17 protein-coding genes and 1 other annotated feature are annotated in these 15528 nt (G+C 36.7%); of the genes, 8 read left to right on the top strand and 9 right to left on the bottom strand.

Annotated features, from left to right (window positions below; genetic code table 11):
- Window positions 1-3: 3 nt before the first annotated feature.
- Both M5A78_RS00805 and M5A78_RS24650 read right to left on the bottom strand, forming a co-directional pair.
- The gene (locus M5A78_RS00805; RefSeq protein ID WP_248733385.1) at window positions 4-900 is read right to left on the bottom strand and encodes a cupredoxin domain-containing protein; all 897 of its coding nucleotides are present in this window, start codon (window positions 898-900) and stop codon (window positions 4-6) included.
- A 163-nt stretch (window positions 901-1063) separates the two neighbouring features.
- On the bottom strand, window positions 1064-1198 hold the full coding sequence (locus M5A78_RS24650; RefSeq protein WP_264760423.1) for a hypothetical protein: 135 nt from the start codon (window positions 1196-1198) through the stop codon (window positions 1064-1066).
- A 153-nt stretch (window positions 1199-1351) separates the two neighbouring features.
- Window positions 1352-1567 (top strand) — a binding site (T-box leader).
- A gap of 228 nt (window positions 1568-1795) precedes the next feature.
- On the opposite strand from M5A78_RS24650, the gene proS reads away from it, so the two are divergent.
- The gene (proS, locus tag M5A78_RS00800) at window positions 1796-3226 is read left to right on the top strand and encodes a proline--tRNA ligase (protein WP_406603650.1); all 1431 of its coding nucleotides are present in this window, start codon (window positions 1796-1798) and stop codon (window positions 3224-3226) included.
- Between the two features lie 235 nt (window positions 3227-3461).
- The gene (locus tag M5A78_RS00795; protein WP_248733384.1) at window positions 3462-4022 is read left to right on the top strand and encodes a GNAT family N-acetyltransferase; all 561 of its coding nucleotides are present in this window, start codon (window positions 3462-3464) and stop codon (window positions 4020-4022) included.
- Window positions 4023-4062: 40 nt separating this feature from the next.
- Here M5A78_RS00795 and M5A78_RS00790 read toward each other — a convergent pair whose 3' ends face one another.
- Together M5A78_RS00790 and M5A78_RS00785 are read right to left on the bottom strand one after the other, a co-directional pair.
- Complete coding sequence (locus M5A78_RS00790) at window positions 4063-4650, bottom strand: YdcF family protein (RefSeq protein ID WP_248733383.1); 588 nt, start codon at window positions 4648-4650, stop codon at window positions 4063-4065.
- Window positions 4651-4807: 157 nt separating this feature from the next.
- Window positions 4808-5656, bottom strand: coding sequence for a DegV family protein (locus tag M5A78_RS00785; RefSeq protein WP_248733382.1), 849 nt, complete (start codon window positions 5654-5656; stop codon window positions 4808-4810).
- 411 nt (window positions 5657-6067) lie between these two features.
- On the opposite strand from M5A78_RS00785, the gene hmpA reads away from it, so the two are divergent.
- The 5 genes from hmpA to M5A78_RS00760 all read left to right on the top strand — a co-directional run bounded on the left by hmpA (window position 6068) and on the right by M5A78_RS00760 (window position 10801).
- Window positions 6068-7282 (top strand): NO-inducible flavohemoprotein, encoded by a 1215-nt coding sequence (gene hmpA / locus M5A78_RS00780; protein ID WP_248733381.1) that lies wholly within the window; start codon window positions 6068-6070, stop codon window positions 7280-7282.
- 342 nt (window positions 7283-7624) lie between these two features.
- On the top strand, window positions 7625-8401 hold the full coding sequence (locus tag M5A78_RS00775) for an SGNH/GDSL hydrolase family protein (RefSeq protein WP_248733380.1): 777 nt from the start codon (window positions 7625-7627) through the stop codon (window positions 8399-8401).
- A 13-nt stretch (window positions 8402-8414) separates the two neighbouring features.
- A complete protein-coding gene (locus M5A78_RS00770; RefSeq protein ID WP_248733379.1) occupies window positions 8415-9329 on the top strand; it encodes an ABC transporter ATP-binding protein in 915 nt (304 codons plus the stop codon).
- Window positions 9322-10302, top strand: coding sequence for an ABC transporter permease (locus M5A78_RS00765; RefSeq protein ID WP_248733378.1), 981 nt, complete (start codon window positions 9322-9324; stop codon window positions 10300-10302). The genes M5A78_RS00770 and M5A78_RS00765 overlap by 8 nt, the downstream gene beginning before the upstream one ends.
- Window positions 10303-10432: 130 nt before the next feature.
- On the top strand, window positions 10433-10801 hold the full coding sequence (locus tag M5A78_RS00760) for a VOC family protein (protein ID WP_248733377.1): 369 nt from the start codon (window positions 10433-10435) through the stop codon (window positions 10799-10801).
- A gap of 168 nt (window positions 10802-10969) precedes the next feature.
- Here the strand turns inward: M5A78_RS00760 and M5A78_RS00755 are convergent, their stop codons facing one another.
- Window positions 10970-12193, bottom strand: a complete 1224-nt coding sequence (locus M5A78_RS00755; RefSeq protein WP_248733376.1) for an NAD(P)/FAD-dependent oxidoreductase — start codon at window positions 12191-12193, stop codon at window positions 10970-10972.
- 286 nt (window positions 12194-12479) lie between these two features.
- Here M5A78_RS00755 and M5A78_RS00750 point away from each other — a divergent pair, with 286 nt between their 5' ends.
- Entirely contained in the window at window positions 12480-13043 is a 564-nt protein-coding gene (locus M5A78_RS00750) for a hypothetical protein (RefSeq protein ID WP_248733375.1), read from the top strand.
- A 65-nt stretch (window positions 13044-13108) separates the two neighbouring features.
- Here the strand turns inward: M5A78_RS00750 and M5A78_RS00745 are convergent, their stop codons facing one another.
- The 4 genes from M5A78_RS00745 to dltC all read right to left on the bottom strand — a co-directional run bounded on the left by M5A78_RS00745 (window position 13109) and on the right by dltC (window position 15528).
- A complete protein-coding gene (locus M5A78_RS00745) occupies window positions 13109-13324 on the bottom strand; it encodes a twin-arginine translocase TatA/TatE family subunit (RefSeq protein WP_248733374.1) in 216 nt (71 codons plus the stop codon).
- Between the two features lie 72 nt (window positions 13325-13396).
- Entirely contained in the window at window positions 13397-13873 is a 477-nt protein-coding gene (locus tag M5A78_RS00740) for a hypothetical protein (protein ID WP_248733373.1), read from the bottom strand.
- Window positions 13874-14092: 219 nt separating this feature from the next.
- Window positions 14093-15295: a D-alanyl-lipoteichoic acid biosynthesis protein DltD gene (dltD, locus tag M5A78_RS00735; RefSeq protein ID WP_248733372.1), complete on the bottom strand. Its 1203-nt coding sequence runs from the start codon at window positions 15293-15295 to the stop codon at window positions 14093-14095.
- Window positions 15292-15528 carry a D-alanine--poly(phosphoribitol) ligase subunit 2 gene (dltC, locus tag M5A78_RS00730; RefSeq protein ID WP_248733371.1) on the bottom strand — a complete coding sequence of 79 codons (237 nt, stop codon included), beginning with the start codon at window positions 15526-15528 and terminating at the stop codon, window positions 15292-15294. The genes dltD and dltC overlap by 4 nt, the downstream gene beginning before the upstream one ends.

Here is a 15528-nt window from a genome sequence, read left to right as displayed (position 1 = left end):
TATCTATTCAACAATAACTGTTCCTTTATACATTTTCATACCACAGCTAAAGGTGTATTCGCCTGTTTTATCAGGAGTAAAGGTTAATTTCGTTGTACCGGTTTTAAGGTTGATGTTGTTTAAATTAAAATCTGGCATCATAAAGGTTGAAAAGCAGCTATTATTACCGGGATTTTCAATTTCAAGTTCCACTGGTACACCTTTTTTTACGCGGAGTACGTTAGGAGTGTACCCTTTATTAGTGACTTGCATCTTGATTTTTGGAGTGCTTTCTTTCGTAACATCCACTTCCGTTTTATCAGCGGTTGAACCGCTTGCATCTTGGTTAACTTGTGTTTGTGCTTGAGCTGAATCATTTTTACCAGGAATTTTGACCATATCACTGCTATACATAAATAAAAACAAAGATACAATCACCACTCCTCCTGCAATAATGGCAAAAGGCGAAAGCTCTTCTGTATCAAGGGTAAATTTATTGTTCGTTTCCACGAAAATAAACGCTATCACGAATCCAATAATGACCACATAAAAACCTAATAAAATACCCAACAAAATTGTCGGATTGATAAATTGGATAAAGACACCAAGTATTGCGCCAATGATTCCGCCCATCAACCCAGAAATAGATCCCATGAGGATGGCCAAAATTCCGACGGGATGTCCAGCTAAGAATCCAATCACAAAACCAATAATCATACTAACACCAACGACAAGAAACATCTCACCAGAGAGAATTCCAGTGATACTACCGGAAAGTAGCCCTGTTATGACCGCAATAACCATGCTGATCATAATTCCTGATAGGTTCGTCAGTTTATCTTTATTTTGGTATACAAGATAAATAGAATAGCCGGTGCCAATAGCAACGATCGCTGCTGAAATAATCGAAAAAACTGTCATTTTATAGCTCCTCTTATGTGAATTTAATAGATTAAATAAAATAAACAACATAAGAGTATTATAAATGCAAATAGCTAATTCAAATTTGTATATTACGTGATTAATATGAATTTTTTATGAATCTTACTGAAGATAATTGTTCAGGAAGAATATTGGGAAAAGGTTATTTATCTTTTTCTTTATCAAGTGTATTTTTATAAATTCTCTTTAGGGCTTCATTTTGCATTTTGATGTAATCAAGTAAAAATTCTTTTTCTTCTTCCTCTTGCTCGAATTCATCCTTTTCATCTTTCTTCATGCACATCACCCCGTTTTTTCTAATACTTGCATTTTAACCTACTTATTGTTTAGTTTAAAGAGGAGAAAGGTGAGTATTTGAGGCAATTGATAAAAATTTTCTACGATAGAATTGACTTTTGAACTTGGGAACTATATAATTTTCAAAAATACTATTGAAACAATGACGGGGATTAGTAAATTGAAAATGTCTTACCAAGAGAGGAAACCACTGGTGCGAGGTTTCTTAAGACGGTCATTTGAACCTGCCTCCGAGTTCTGTATCGGATTAAATTGAAGATACATGCGGATAAAGTCCGTTATCATGGAAAGAGTATAAAGCAATGGCTTTATGAATTTAGGGTGGTACCGCCAGGCCTTGGTCCCTTTTTAGGATCAAGGCCTTTTTGTATTGAGAAAAGCACAAGCGCCCGTTTAGTGGCGTATCGACGGGAGCGCTTCGAATGAGTATTGGAAACACGGAGAGCAATAGCGATCCGATGTTGACTTATCGCAGGGAGTAGAACGAAGTACACTAGCCGTTGGGCGTTGAAGCTGGCCAATTCTCAAAGTCGAAAATTTTTTGCTTTTTTATAAAAAAAATAATGAGGTGTCAAAAATGGCTAAGGAATTTGTTAAAGATGTTACTAGCATGGACGAGGATTTCGCCCAGTGGTATACAGATGTAGTTACGAAAGCAGATTTAATTGATTATTCAAGTGTTCGCGGTTCGATGATCATCCGTCCATACGGATATGCTTTATGGGATAATATTAAAAATGAACTTGATCACCGTATCAAAGAAACTGGGCATGAAAATGTTTATATGCCATTATTTATTCCAGAAAGCTTGCTTCAAAAGGAAAAAGATCATGTTGAGGGCTTTGCACCTGAAGTAGCATGGGTAACTCATGGAGGGTCTGAACCGTTAGCAGAAAGATTGGTTGTCCGCCCAACGTCAGAGGTTCTATTTTGCGAACATTATAGCAATATCATTCATTCATATCGTGATTTACCAAAACTATATAACCAATGGGCAAACGTTGTCCGCTGGGAAAAAACAACTCGTCCATTCCTTCGCACATTAGAGTTTTTATGGCAGGAAGGCCACACTGCGCATGCAACCGATGAAGATGCCATGGAAGAAACCATTAAGATGCTGAATGTTTATGCCGAACTTTGTGAAACGATTCTTGCTATTCCAGTTGTAAAAGGGCAAAAGACGGAGAAGGAAAAATTTGCAGGTGCAAAAGCAACTTTCACGATTGAAAGCTTAATGCATGATGGTAAAGCATTGCAATCAGGTACTTCTCACCATTTTGGTACTGGATTTGCCGAGGCGTTTGGAATTCAATACACCGACAAAGAAGGAAAGCTGCAATATGTGCATCAAACATCATGGGGTTTTACAACAAGGATTATCGGTGCCTTAATTATGGTTCACGGCGACGATCGAGGCCTAGTCATTCCACCTAAAGCAGCACCAACACAAGTTATGATTGTGCCAATTGCCCAGCATAAAGAAGGGGTCCTTGATTTTGCCTATGATTTGAAGAAGTCGCTTGGACAGGTTGCACGTGTCAATATTGATGCAAGTGATAAAAAGCCAGGCTGGAAATTCAACGAGTACGAAATGAAGGGAATCCCAGTCCGACTTGAAGTGGGACCAAAAGACATCGAAAATAAACAGGTTGTGCTGGTAAGAAGAGATACCCTTGAGAAAGTAATCGTTCCTTTAGATCAATTAGATACAAAGCTTGTGGAATTATTGGATGACATTCAATCAAATTTATATAACAAAGCATTAATGCATCGTGAAGAGAGAACATCAATTGCTGAAAACCTTGTGGAATTAAAAGAAACCCTAGAAGCAAAACCTGGTTTTATCAAAGCGATGTGGTGCGGCGAATTAGCCTGTGAGGAAAAAATCAAGGAAGATACAGGAGCAACATCAAGATGTATCCCATTTGAGCAAGAACAGGTCTCAGATAAATGTGTTTGCTGCGGAAAAGACGCGAAACAAATGGTTTATTGGGCAAAAGCATACTAAAATAACTTTTTGACAGGGCTCTTCCATACTGGAAGAGTCTTTTTTTGACTCTACTCTAAAAGAGTGTACGAGGGTGAGAAAAAAAGACTTAGATGGGACTCAGAGAGTGACGATTCCACTTTAACAGTGATTTCTGCAAGTTTATCAGCGATTAGATCATTATTCATTTTCTAGAAAAAAAGGAATTCAAAGAATTTTAGCGAATTTTTACTATTTAGAAGGGGGAAGCATACATATGAAACCCATTTTATTAGATTTTCCAGAAGAGTTTTATACTAAGAGATTGTTCATACAAAAGCCAATGCCTGGAGATGGGAAAGCGGTATATAAGGCAATACAGGCATCATTAAATGAACTGAAGCCTTGGCTGCCGTTTGCACACAAAGAACAAATACAACAGGATGTAGAGGCAAATATTCGGGACGCACACGCCAAGTTTTTAATCAGAGAGGATTTAAGACTGCACATATTCAATCGGGAAACTGGAGAATTTATCGGTTCTTCTGGTTTACATAGAATCAACTGGGATGTGCCAAAGTTTGAAATTGGTTATTGGATTGATACGAGATATACCGGAAAAGGCTACATGACTGAGGCAGTAGAGGGAATCATGAACTTTGCTTTCAGTGAGTTGAAAGCAAGAAGGGTTGAGATTCGCTGTGATCCAAGAAATATTAGAAGTAAAGCTATTCCTGAACGATTAGGTTTTGTATTAGAAGGAATTTTAAAAAATGATGGTATTTCTGCAGATGGCAAAGAAATTCGTGATACATGTATATATGCAAAAATAAAGTGATAAATGAATGAAGAGCTCGAACTGGAGGTCGAGCTTTCATTCAATCAAGGAGATATCTTTTCAAATAGAATTTTGTAATCGCCAAATATTCACGGGTATAGGATTTAAAAACAGCCTTCAATGGTGTCTTTGCCGGGAGTCCATTCACAACTAAATCCTGATCACGGGCAATTGAAATCGCTCGATAAAGATGGAAATTATTCGTAACGATAAGTCCGAGCTTAGCATCTTGTGGGATCAGCTTTTTTGAAAAACTAATATTTTCATAGGTATCAGTGGAACGATCCTCTAAAATAATCCTCGACTCTCCAATCCCTTGCTTTACTAGTTCTCTTTTGATTGATTCCGCCTCAGAAATTTCTTCTCCAGGACCTTTTCCTCCTGATGCAATGACGAGTGTTTCTTTGTTTTTCTTTAAATACGCAGCTGCTGCATTAATTCTGCTAGCAAATGCCAGTGAAGGGACAGTACCTTTCACCCTTGCCCCAAGCACGATTAAATAATCTGCGTTCTTTGGTGCTTCCACATGGCTATACTGACTTATTTTAAATTGCAGCAGGCCAACATAGATCACTCCTAAAGCCACTAGAAAACCAAGTATTGATATCATTCTTTTCTTTTTCTTCATCTTTACCAATCCATTTCTACATTATTAGTAGCAATCGCATTAAGAGTACAATCATATTTTGATAGTACCATAAAATAACATTTTTTTAATATTTTTTTAAAAAAATGAAAAAGGCACATAAACTTTCATGCGCCTTTAAGCCATCGATATTAGTTTTTTATTCACAAACCCAGGAAAGTCCAAGTGTTCCAACACCTGTATGGACTCCGGCAACGGTTATTAGCATCAAGATTTCTGTTTCTAAATTTGGAAGTGTTTCGTTAATATATTTTTCAAGCTCGGTTGCTTTTTTAAGATCATTAGCATGGACGATGGCTACTTTGCTGACCGTTTTCGTTTCAAGGTCTTCTTTTAATTTATTTACCAGCCAGGCTATGGCCTTTTTTTCGGTACGAACTTTATCTTTAATCCTTGCTGCTCCCTCTTCAATCGATAAAATCGGCTTGATATTAAAAAGAGAAGCTAATATTTTTTGACCTCCGGATACTCGACCGCTTTTCTGAAGCTGATCTAGATTTGATGGAACTAAATACAATCGAGTGTGTTCGCGTAATCCCTTTAATTGTGTAACCACTTCTTTAACATCAAGCCCTTGTTCTACTAGGTCAATGCCTTTTTTTATTAAAAATGACAGTGGGAAAGAACCTGTTTGTGAATCAATCGCAAACAGTTTGAAGCCTTCCATCTCAGCTGCCATGACCGATGATTGATAGGTACCAGTTAACAAACTAGAAGCATGAATGGCAATGCCAAAATCGTAGTTTTCCTTTAATTCCTTATAAAGATCCACAAAGTCCGAAATTGACGTCTGGGAGGTTTGGAATTTCCCTTCTTCATCTTTCATTCGTTGATAAAATTCCTGTTCAGTAATATCAACCGTTTCTTTGTAGAATTCATTGTTAATGACAACGTGCAAGGGAATAACATGTATTTGATGATGCTCAATAAATTCTTTGCTGAGCGAAGCCGTTGTGTCGGTAATCCAAGCAATTTTGGCTTTGTTCATAATTATCCTCTTCCTCCAGTAGCATTCTCTTAAAAGTGCCAACTAAATATGTAAGTTTATTCATAAATAATGACCTAGGGCATATTGTCTAGAACTAGATTCAACAATACAAGAATGAAAACTATCCTACTAGTTATATTTGTCATGTTGAAAAATGAAAACTTTGTGAAGTTTTGAGGTCAGTAAAGACGTTAAAAGCAAGAGGAAGAAACTGAATGATAGTCATTTTTCGAAATGTGGCTTCTCTTTGGTAAAAAGCAGTAATATGTTTCGGTTTCATAAAAAAACAGGATAATTGGTCTAGCTCGAATTATTCAAATATAACATAAAGTGATTTAAATCACTTATCCATTGCGTTAAATTTCATATAATCACTATGCACATAGTAAAAACACACAAGGAGTGTTTAGTTTGTTAAATCAAAAAACAATTGAAATCATTAAATCAACGGTACCAGTACTAGAAAAACACGGAGAAACAATTACCACTCGATTTTACCAATTGATGTTCGGTAACCATCCAGAATTATTAAATATATTTAATCATGCCAATCAAAAACAAGGCAAACAGCAAAAAGCACTTGCAGGAACGGTATATGCCGCTGCCATGTATATTGATAATCTTGAAGCGATTCTTCCAGTGGTAAAACAAATTGCTCATAAACATAGAAGTCTTGGAATTAAGCCTGAACATTATCCAATTGTTGGTAAACACCTTTTATTAGCGATTAAGGATGTGTTAGGAGAAGCAGCAACAGATGAAATCATTGATGCCTGGGGACAAGCATATGCTGTAATCGCTGATGCCTTTATCAGTGTTGAGGCAGAAATGTATGATGAAGCGGCGAATAGGCAGGGAGGCTGGGACGGATTCCGCAACTTCGTTGTGGACCGAAAAGTGGTCGAAAGCGATGTTATTACCTCTTTCTACTTAATGCCTAAGGATAATAGGGGAATTGCTGATTTTATCCCGGGTCAATATATTAGTATTAAACTAGAAATTGCAGGTGAAAAGTACACACATATTCGCCAATATAGCCTCTCTGATGCTCCTGGTAAGGATTATTATCGGGTCAGTGTTAAGAGAGAGGCAGGAACCGCAAATCCTGATGGAATGGTATCCAATTATTTACATGATGGTGTGAACGTTGGAGATGTTTTAAAAGTAAGTGCCCCTGCAGGTGATTTTGTTTTAGATACGGAGAAAAATACTCCTGTTGTGTTACTTAGTGGTGGAGTAGGTTTAACACCAATGATGAGCATGTTAAAAACTATTGTTGAAATTCAGTCAGAACGTAGTGTTACATTCGTCCATGCAGCTGCAAATGGGAATGTTCATGCACTAAGAGGAGAAGTAGAGGATTTGTCTAAGCTTGAAAACGTAACTTCCTATTTCTTCTATGATTCGCCTACTGAAGAGGACCGACGGAACAATCGCTTTGATGTTGAAGGCTATGTAACACGCGAATGGTTGAAAGAGAAACTATCTATCACGGATGCAGATTTTTATTTCTGTGGACCGGTTCCTTTTATGAAAGCTGTTAATCGCTCATTATTAGAATTAGGAGTTAGGGAAGAAAGAATTCACTTTGAATTCTTTGGACCTAAGGGGAATTTAGAAGAATAAGAAACAGTAAGCCAGCTTCCAACAGAAAGCTGGCTTTTTTTGTGATTTTCATCATGAATTATCATAAATAAATTACTATGACTAGCTAAGGTAGGATAAAATACCAATTTGACATTTAAATCAGGAAAAAAGGGTATGCCGATCTGTTGTCCAATCCAAATAGGAAAGAATCATCGGGTACGAGCATAATCTGGAATCCACTTGTGGATTCCTTTTATCATCCCTGGAAATGTTAAGAAATTTCGAACCTTAAAGTATTTGTAGTAATATGTAGGAGTTGAAAGTTTGTTTCATATCTTAACTATGATTAAATTAAAGAAAAGGCCAGAAAGGATGTCATTCATGAATAAAAATGTCATACGTTCGATAACTGCCATAGCCGTATTATTTTGCCTCCTCTGGCTTATCGGGCTTGGCTGGGCAGTCGGTGAATATTATGCTGGAAAACCGGAGAAAGTTCCCGAGGCAAAGACCGTTAGCAAGAAGGTCGAAAATAAAAAAGGATTAACCATTGTGGCATTAGGTGATTCATTAACTAGAGGAACTGGTGATGAAACGGGAAAAGGCTATGTCGGTGACTTAATTGATGAAATTAAGGATAAAACAAAGCGTCCAGTGCAGCTTACCAACCTTGGAATTATTGGTCAAAGATCTGAACAACTTCGAAGTCAAGTGCAGGAAACTGAAGTTGGTCGTCAGATTCAAAAGGCAGATATCGTATTGGTGACGATTGGTGGCAACGATTTGTTCCGCGGGGGTCAAGGATTATCAGATTTTAAAACAGATGAAATTGCAACGATTGAAAAAAAGTATCTTGATAACTTGAAATTTATTTTTGACCAAATTCGCAAATACAATAGCAATGCTAATGTGTTTTTCATTGGATTGTATAACCCATTTATTGAATTAGATCAGGGAAAAGAAATGTCAAAGGTCGTTCGTCAATGGAATTATGATAGTGCAGAAGTAAGTGCCATCTATCCTAAAATCGTGTTTGTACCAACATTTGACTTATTTGAATTAAGAGTGAATGATTATTTATATTCCGACAAGTTTCATCCAAATTCAAAAGGATATCGTTTAATTGCCGAAAGAGTGGCCTCATTGCTCACCTGGTAAGGAGAGGAAATCGATGGAGAAAAAAATTACATTATCTGTTAAAAATATTAAAAAAGAAATTGGCAAAAGAGAAATCATTAAAGGGTTAACTTTTGATTTACAAGAAGGTGAAGTATTTGGTTTCTTAGGTCCAAATGGTGCCGGTAAAACAACCACGATTCGTATGATTGTCGGTCTTATCAAACCAACATCAGGTGATATCCACATCTGTGGATTCAATATTGAAGAGAATTTTCAGGAAGCAATGAGCAACCTTGGTTGTATCGTTGAAAATCCAGAATTATATCCATATTTATCTGGCTATAATAATCTTCTCCATTTTGCTCGGATGATTGAAGGGGTAAGGGAAGAACGAATTAGCGAAGTAACTGAACTCGTGGGTTTAACAGAAAGAATTCATGATAAAGTAAAAACCTATTCACTTGGAATGCGGCAGCGACTCGGAATTGCCCAAGCACTTTTAGGTGAACCCAAGGTGCTCATTCTCGATGAACCGACTAATGGACTGGACCCGGCAGGAATTCGAGAGATGAGACAATTTATTCGTTTTCTGGCAGAAAAGGAAGGGCTAAGCGTCCTTGTTTCAAGTCATTTATTAAGTGAAATACAATTACTATGTGACAGGGTAGCCATTATTTCAAAAGGGACGATTATTCGTGTTGACACCGTCCAGCATCTGCTTGAAAATCGGGAACGAGTGGTTTGGCGCCTTTCTCCTTTTGAAAAAGGAAAACAGGTTTTAAGCTTATTGACAACAATTGAAGAAAAAGAGGATGGTACCATCTTGACAGCGTTCGATGAGAAGAAAACACCAGAATGGAATAAACAACTGGTTGAAGCTGGTGTTTCGGTTATTGAAATCAATCGAAAAATGCCAGTGCTCGAAGACTTGTTCCTCGAATTAACGGGGGGTGATACCATTGAATAAGCTGATTCAAAATGAAATGATGAAGTTAATCGCCAAAAAACGACTAATTGTGATAGCGATTATCATAGGCGTTCTCGTAATGTTATTTACATATGCACAATACAAGCAAGTCCAAACACAACGTGAAAAACTCGGAACGAGTGATTGGAGAACCATTTTACAACAACAGATTGTTGATACCACTAATCGATTAAGTAGTAGCAGAATGACTGACGAATGGAAGAAACAGCTGCAAATATCCCTACAACAACAAAAATACTATCTTGACCATGATATCAATCCCACTGAGCCGGGTGCACCAACGTTTATGAGAATTTTCTTGGAAAGCTCCATCGATTTATTCATCCCATTAATGGTTATGGTCATCGCCAGCGATTTGGTTTCGTCGGAACACAGTCTTGGTTCGATTAAGCTGTTGTTGACGAGGCCGGTGAAAAGGTGGAAGGTATTGTTAAGTAAATATCTCACCCTTTGCTTGGCGATTTCATTGGTCATTGCGATAACAGGTATACTGTCCTATATAATTTCAGGAGTGGTGTTTGGATATAAAGGCTGGGGCGCACCAATCTTAACCGGTTTTAATGTAACGGACACAGGGTTAAACACCTCAGAAGTTAAACTTTTGAGCCTGTGGAAGTTTTTGTTAATGGATTTTGGGCTTGTGTGGTTTGTGGCTATTGTAGTGGGGACATTATCCTTCATGCTATCCGTATTAATACGTAGTACTGCTGCAGGAATGGGAGTAATGCTCGCTGCCTTAATCTCTGGGGCTATATTGAGTAATATGGTATCCTCATGGGAATCTGCCAAATATTTTTTTATGGTTAATTTACGGTTAACTGATTATATGAAAGGAACCGCTCCTCCAATAGAGGGAATGAATCTCTCATTTTCAATGATGGTATTGTTCGTTTGGTGGGCAGTCGCTTTATTCGTTTCATTTTTTGTCTTTACTAAGAAAGACGTTTATTAAAGAAAAGCTATTCCTTCGGAATTTCTTTTCTTTTATGTCAAAAAGATACGGTAAATCGGCACTTGTATTTGATAGAAAATTATAAATCTTATAAAATAGTTGAGTAGAAAGAAAAAAAGGAGGGTGAAAAATGGCATTTACATTGAAAAAAATTGATCATGTCCAACTTGCCGCGCCAAAGGAATGTGAGGAAGCTGCCAGAGAATTTTTTGCCGGAGTCCTCGGGCTAGTAGAGGTCGAAAAGCCAGAGGAATTAAAGAAACGGGGTGGGGTTTGGTTTGAATTTGGAACTTTTCAACTTCATATTGGGGTAGAAGAACCATTTTTACCAGCCAAAAAAGCTCATCCTGCATTTGTGGTTGAAAATATTGAAGAATTAAAAACTTATCTTAGCGAGAAGCAGGTTGCTTTTACTAGCGACGACAATCTCCCAGGAGCAAGCAGAATTCATCTATTCGACCCATTTGGTAATCGCCTTGAATTTTTAGAGTGGCAATAATCAAATGCAGTTAAAAAAACAGCCCAATTCCATATAATCGGAATAGGGCTGTTCGCCTTATAGGTAGGGGATGTAAGGCGTGTGCTATTAGGGATAATTCTAATCAATGAGTGGGCAGGGGAGGGGAATCCTGCCGACAGGGAAAAAGCATTTTTATCACAATCTTCGTTATTGTTTTACCGTAACTTTTACTGGTTCACGGCTAACACCAACGTGTTGCTTAATTATAAGAGATGGGCCGCCAAGATTAAACAGGTAGCGTGCCTCAATAACTTGCTTCATAAATGCTCCAAATAAGCCGGATAAGCGGAAATTACCTACTTTCCCAACAGCAGCCATAAGACCAATCGATGCAACTGAACCCTTATGGTGATATTCAAATGCTTTTAACGATTCACCTCGAATGGAAGAAACAATGTTCTTCGCACACAAAGGTGCTTGTTGCAGTGCCACTTGTGCAGTCGGTGCTAAGGCATTCTTTTCATCCTTCAAAAATAAAGAACAATCGCCAATACTAAAAACATTGTTCATGTTCTTAACGCGAAGATAAGAATCTACTGCGATTTTGCCCTTGACAATTGGTAACCCCCATTTATGAACTATCGTGTTTCCTTTTACACCACATGACCAAATTAATGACCTTGTAGGAACTTCAATATTATTTTCAAGTACAACTTTTTCAGGAGTACATTCAAGAATTTTCGTTCCTGTGATTAATTCAATATTTCGCTTTTCCAAAACGTTCATAGTATATTGAATGGACTGTTTAGGGAAAAACGGAATCACAGATGGGGCAGCCTCTATGGCAACAATTCTTATTTTTTCAAATGGAATATCGTGCTCTTTACATAATTTAGGTAAGCCATCAGCCAATTCTCCGAGCATCTCAATTCCAGTAAAACCGCCGCCAGCAACGACAAAGGTTAGTCGTGAAGGATCTTGATCTTCTTTATAAAGGTTAAATTGTTTAATGATATGATGATAAATAGCTTTTGAACTTCTAAAGCTTCGGATTTCTAACGCATTTTCCTTTATACCCGGAATACCAAACGTTTCAACCTCAAATCCAAGTGCAATTAATAAATAATCATAGTTAACCGTATCCCCGCCTTCAAGGTGCACAACTTGGCTTTTGATATCTACCGAAGATACGGATGCTTTAAGAAACTGTGTTTTGTTAGAATTGATTAGTTCAGGTATTGAGAGCGCAATCTGACGATCCGCAGCTGTGCCAACTCCTGTTTTGTGAAGCTGTGTTGTAAGGTAATGATAGTCATGTTTATTTATTAAGGTAACATCTGCTTCACCAGATTTTAATAATTTTTCTAGGCTTTTACTTGTGATTAATCCCCCGTAACCTGCGCCAAGGATCACAATTTTTGGTTTTGACATATTCCCCACTCCTAACACCTAATAATAGGTTTATTCTACGATTTATATTGTGAAGCATTTCACAATTGTGTTCTTAAAAATTAGAGCATACGCTCTTGTTTTTCTTGTGAAATATTTCACATATCTTCTATATTCATAGGATACGATAATTAGAATAAAATCTCAAGTATTTTATCACTAAAATTTTGTCAAATTGGTAAATTTTTTTTTGAAAAAGGGGAATAATAATTTCGTGCCGAAAAAAATTGAATTGATATTCTAAACATGAAATATGGAAGGTGAATTTATGAAGCTTAAAATGTTATTATTGACCCTGGGGTTTTTAGTATCAGTTCCAGGCTTTTCTGAAGCAAACGGTAAACTGCCTAACACCAAGGGGGGAAATTCGGAAAATGCACCTTGTGATTGTCAGGAAGGCAAGCACCATCATAATATGCATAGAGATTGGCAATCTCATATGGCTGAAAAAGAGCAAAAACTTCTTTTATGGGTTGACCAATTTTCTCCTGATAAAAAGGCCGAATGGACTAAGGTTCTTGCTGAAAAGAAAACTCTCAGCAAAGAATGGATGAGTCCGGAAAATGCCGGAAAACGGGAACAGTGGAAAAAAGCGAAGTTGGCCAAAATGGAAGAGCTAAAAAAGCAATTTGATGAAGGTAAGTTAACGAAAGAGGAATTTATTAAAAAGGCACACGGTGGAAAAGAAATAGGGCATTGGAAAACGTTCCATGATTTAAGAATTGCAGTTGGGAAAAAAGACGAAAAACAAGCAAAGGTTCTTTTAAACCAACTATTGGTTCAAACCAAACAGCATAATCAACGGATAAAAGAAATGTTGAAAAAGGAATAACGGTAGAAGAAAGAGCCAATTCTAATTCTGGAATTGGCTCTTTCTTAGGAATTATTAATAAATTATTATTTCTTCAACTCTATTTTATCTTGCTTTACTTCTTTTATATCTTCTTTTAATTCTTCTTTAATATCCTCAGCAATTCCTTCGGTTGCTTTTTTAAATTCACGGAGTGATTTACCAAAAGCACGTCCAATTTCAGGGAGTTTATTCGGTCCAAAAATGACTAAGGCAACAGTAAGGATCAAAATTAATCCAGGGACACCAATATTTGAAAACATTTTTTCATCTCCCAAAACGAATAATATCATCAAGTTTATTATAACTTTTTGTACAACATTATTCTACTTTGATTAAGCGAATGTTGCATGAATCATAAATAGAATTAAAAAGCCGATGGCTAGTTTAAAATGCCATTGATGATCTGCTCTCTTAAAGCGCTTTAAACCCATTAAGATGAGAAATAACAAAATAACCGTTGAAGCAATACCAGATAAATAGGTAAAGTTAAATTTAAATCCTCTGATAATGGCTAAAAGTCCGTGCAGTGCAACGATACCAGTTGATATGAGAGCGACAGGAACATGCCATTTTCTAGCCAGTTTAGCAAGGAATTGAAGAGGAGTTTTAACCTGAAAATCTCCTAAATGAAGATTCTTTATCTTTTTTGATTTTAATAATAGATAAATCGGATAAATGGACAAAACGGAAAAATAACCAATTCTTGAAATGGAACCTAATTGTTTAAATATCCCTTTGTAATGTCGAAAATCTTGAGTAAACAATTGCTGGTGATTAAGAAAGATTACTATTATCCCAGTAATAATCAAAATTATCGTTACCAGAGAAAATAGAATAATGATTTTTCGTTCTTTTGGATTAGGAATAATATTGGATAAAAAACCAGATTTTTTAGTTGCTGGTGAAGATTGAATGATTTAAATCACACACCTTTCATAATCAATTTAATGGTAGTATAACCAATAAATATTAAATTTTTATAAAAAGGCTATTAAAACATTCTAAATGAAAAAATAAAGTTGTTAGGGCTATCTTGCCCTAACAACTTCAACATCTATTTTTTTACCCTCATAAAAATCCTTTATTACTTTATCCGTATAAACCCAGCCTTTCCAGCCAATATGAATAGTATCCTTCATGAAGTATGGATCATATTCATGTTTGGAAAAATCAGCAATTTGAAAACCTTCGGACTCGATTTGATTCTTAATACGATCATAATACGCGGTACGGCCTTCTTTAGGAAAACCAGTATAGTCATACCATTTTCCGTTCACTGGAACAGAAATAAACAATGGATCTGCCCCTGACTGTTTAAGAAGGTCAAGCACCAATTGGAAATCATCGTATTCAGGAGATTCTCCATAGGATGCTCCTGCTTTCTTATTCTTTAATGATGGTACCAATTTTTTAATTTTATTATATTGGTAATTACTTACATAAAATTGATTATTCGTTGATCTTCTTTCACCAAAATGATTGGCTTGATCGACTAATTCGTGCCAATGTTTGTTTTTTACCTTAGGGCTGATTTCCCTCTTACGAGGAATGCCGCCTACCAAAGTATAATAAAGATCCTTTTTCACCATCAATTCACGATAGGCAAAGGCAATAGGCCGAACTAGCGTAGCCTTTCTTTTGGTCCATGGATTATCCGTTATCTCTGCTTTATACATGATTGATAGAAGTGGGTCGTTTTGAATGGGTGAAAATTTCAACAGTCGATGTATTGCCTTTCTCTTGATTGTTGGATCAATCCTTTTATTAAAAGCAAAATCGTATCCTTGTAGGGATGAGTAATTAGGAACAAAATGGGATTCGTCAGTCCCATTCGGCTGGAACCATTGTGGCGACAAGACGAAAACAATTTTCTTTCCCTTAAGCTCACCAGTATGTTCAGAAAAATTTAATAAATGAATTAATGATTCCGTTCCTCCTCGGCCAATAAGAAAAGGGGTAAAATCTTCTCTTGTTTCTTTAAAATAATTTGCCGGATGGAAACGATCAAGTCTTGCTAGTTCAGATGATCCATATATTGGCAAAAAATGTTTATCTTCCAGCATTTTTTGCTGAACATATTTACCTTGAAACATAAATGGATTTAATTCTGTTGCAGCCTGAGTGACTCTGGATTTTGGAATCATACTCTCAATCCATTTATTTGGTATCACTACCAAAATAACCATAACAAGAAAGGCTAGGATAATGGGTGAGAATACAGCTTTTTTCATTGCATATCAGCCAATTGAATGGCGATGTTGTTAGGGGTGTTCCAGACGTCACGATCGAACTCCGTGATCGGAACAAGTATGCCAAAACGTTCTTCGACTTGAACGAGTAATTCAACAGTCCCGAATGAATCTAATAAACCAGCGTCAAATAAATCAATATCTGGATTTTCCTTTACAATATCATCCTGGCAAATTTCAGCTAGTAAAGATATAACCTCATTTTTGAAATCCAT

It is taken from the genome of Neobacillus rhizosphaerae (assembly GCF_937468385.1).
Classification (GTDB): Bacteria; Bacillota; Bacilli; order Bacillales; family Cytobacillaceae; genus Neobacillus; species Neobacillus rhizosphaerae.
This window is presented reverse-complemented; position numbering and strand designations above follow the sequence as displayed.

Bases quoted from the DNA above. Each gene is read 5' to 3' on its own strand.
- M5A78_RS00805 (WP_248733385.1), bottom strand. From the start codon at position 900: ATGACAGTTTTTTCGATTATTTCAGCAGCGATCGTTGCTATTGGCACC.
- M5A78_RS24650 (WP_264760423.1), bottom strand. From the start codon at position 1,198: ATGAAGAAAGATGAAAAGGATGAATTCGAGCAAGAGGAAGAAGAAAAA.
- proS (WP_406603650.1), top strand. From the start codon at position 1,796: ATGGCTAAGGAATTTGTTAAAGATGTTACTAGCATGGACGAGGATTTC.
- M5A78_RS00795 (WP_248733384.1), top strand. From the start codon at position 3,462: ATGAAACCCATTTTATTAGATTTTCCAGAAGAGTTTTATACTAAGAGA.
- M5A78_RS00790 (WP_248733383.1), bottom strand. From the start codon at position 4,650: ATGAAGAAAAAGAAAAGAATGATATCAATACTTGGTTTTCTAGTGGCT.
- M5A78_RS00785 (WP_248733382.1), bottom strand. From the start codon at position 5,656: ATGAACAAAGCCAAAATTGCTTGGATTACCGACACAACGGCTTCGCTC.
- M5A78_RS00775 (WP_248733380.1), top strand. From the start codon at position 7,625: ATGAATAAAAATGTCATACGTTCGATAACTGCCATAGCCGTATTATTT.
- M5A78_RS00770 (WP_248733379.1), top strand. From the start codon at position 8,415: ATGGAGAAAAAAATTACATTATCTGTTAAAAATATTAAAAAAGAAATT.
- M5A78_RS00760 (WP_248733377.1), top strand. From the start codon at position 10,433: ATGGCATTTACATTGAAAAAAATTGATCATGTCCAACTTGCCGCGCCA.
- M5A78_RS00755 (WP_248733376.1), bottom strand. From the start codon at position 12,193: ATGTCAAAACCAAAAATTGTGATCCTTGGCGCAGGTTACGGGGGATTA.
- M5A78_RS00750 (WP_248733375.1), top strand. From the start codon at position 12,480: ATGAAGCTTAAAATGTTATTATTGACCCTGGGGTTTTTAGTATCAGTT.
- M5A78_RS00745 (WP_248733374.1), bottom strand. From the start codon at position 13,324: ATGTTTTCAAATATTGGTGTCCCTGGATTAATTTTGATCCTTACTGTT.
- dltD (WP_248733372.1), bottom strand. From the start codon at position 15,295: ATGAAAAAAGCTGTATTCTCACCCATTATCCTAGCCTTTCTTGTTATG.
- dltC (WP_248733371.1), bottom strand. From the start codon at position 15,528: ATGGATTTCAAAAATGAGGTTATATCTTTACTAGCTGAAATTTGCCAG.